This window comes from Delftia sp. RIT313, from assembly GCF_000632165.1.
In the GTDB taxonomy this organism is placed as follows: Bacteria; Pseudomonadota; Gammaproteobacteria; order Burkholderiales; family Burkholderiaceae_C; genus Comamonas; species Comamonas acidovorans.
The window spans coordinates 107,501-109,098 of sequence record NZ_JFYT01000033.1 but is presented as its reverse complement, the minus strand read 5'-3'; the positions used below and the strand labels follow the sequence as shown (position 1 = coordinate 109,098).

Annotated in this window: 2 rRNA genes (1 of these 2 cut by a window edge); both read right to left on the bottom strand. The window is 51.1% G+C overall.

Features of this window, described 5'->3' with window-relative positions:
- Positions 1 to 10: 10 nt before the first annotated feature.
- Positions 11 to 123, bottom strand: a 5S ribosomal RNA gene (gene rrf / locus BW39_RS07115).
- Positions 124 to 247: 124 nt separating this feature from the next.
- Positions 248 to 1,598, bottom strand: a 23S ribosomal RNA gene (locus BW39_RS07110); it runs 1,525 nt beyond the window's last position.

The following is a 1,598-nucleotide window of genomic DNA, read 5'->3' as shown; positions in this document are numbered from 1 at the left end:
GGCTGTAAGAGCCTGACGATGACCTACTTTCACACGGGAACCCGCACTATCATCGGCGCAAAGTCGTTTCACTGTCCTGTTCGGGATGGGAAGGAGTGGTACCAACTTGCTATGGTCATCAGGCATAACTTGTTGTCATGCTGCTCACGGAGCAACACAACGAATTCATAGAGTCTGTAATCAGCTTTGTATTTTGACTGCGCCTTACTTGGCATAACCACCTTGATGATCACGTCATCAAAGTTATAGGGTCAAGCCTCACGAGCAATTAGTATCAGTTAGCTTAACGCATTACTGCGCTTCCACACCTGACCTATCAACGTCCTGGTCTTGAACGACTCTTCAGGGGGCTCAAGGCCCCGGCAGATCTCATCTTGAAACGAGTTTCCCGCTTAGATGCTTTCAGCGGTTATCTCTTCCACACTTAGCTACTCGGCAATGCCACTGGCGTGACAACCGATACACCAGAGGTGTGTCCACTCCGGTCCTCTCGTACTAGGAGCAGGCTTCCTCAAATCTGCAGCGCCCACGGAAGATAGGGACCAAACTGTCTCACGACGTTTTAAACCCAGCTCACGTACCTCTTTAAATGGCGAACAGCCATACCCTTGGGACCGACTACAGCCCCAGGATGAGATGAGCCGACATCGAGGTGCCAAACACCGCCGTCGATATGAACTCTTGGGCGGTATCAGCCTGTTATCCCCAGAGTACCTTTTATCCGTTGAGCGATGGCCCTTCCATACAGAACCACCGGATCACTATGTCCTGCTTTCGCATCTGCTCGACTTGTCAGTCTCGCAGTTAAGCACGCTTATGCCATTGCACTATCGTCACGATGTCCGACCGTAACTAGCGTACCTTCGAACTCCTCCGTTACGCTTTGGGAGGAGACCGCCCCAGTCAAACTGCCTACCATGCACTGTCCCCGATCCCGATAAGGGACCTGGGTTAGAACCTCAAACGCACCAGGGTGGTATTTCAACGTCGGCTCCATGAGAACTAGCGTCCTCACTTCAAAGCCTCCCACCTATCCTACACAGATCCGTTCAAAATCCAATACAAAGCTACAGTAAAGGTTCATGGGGTCTTTCCGTCTTTCCGCGGGGAGATTGCATCATCACAAACATTTCAACTTCGCTGAGTCTCTGGAGGAGACAGTGTGGCCATCGTTACGCCATTCGTGCAGGTCGGAACTTACCCGACAAGGAATTTCGCTACCTTAGGACCGTTATAGTTACGGCCGCCGTTTACTGGGACTTCAATCAAGAGCTTGCACCCCATCATTTAATCTTCCAGCACCGGGCAGGCGTCACACCCTATACGTCCACTTTCGTGTTTGCAGAGTGCTGTGTTTTTATTAAACAGTCGCAGCCACCGATTTTTTGCAACCGCTTTGGGCTCCCTTTGTTCAAGTTCACCTACTTGCGGCATACCTTCTCCCGAAGTTACGGTATCAATTTGCCGAGTTCCTTCTCCAGAGTTCTCTCAAGCGCCTTAGAATACTCATCTCGCGCACCAGTGTCGGTTTGCGGTACGGTCGTGTGTAGCTGAAGCTTAGTGGCTTTTCCTGGAAGCAGGGTATCACTCACTTCGTC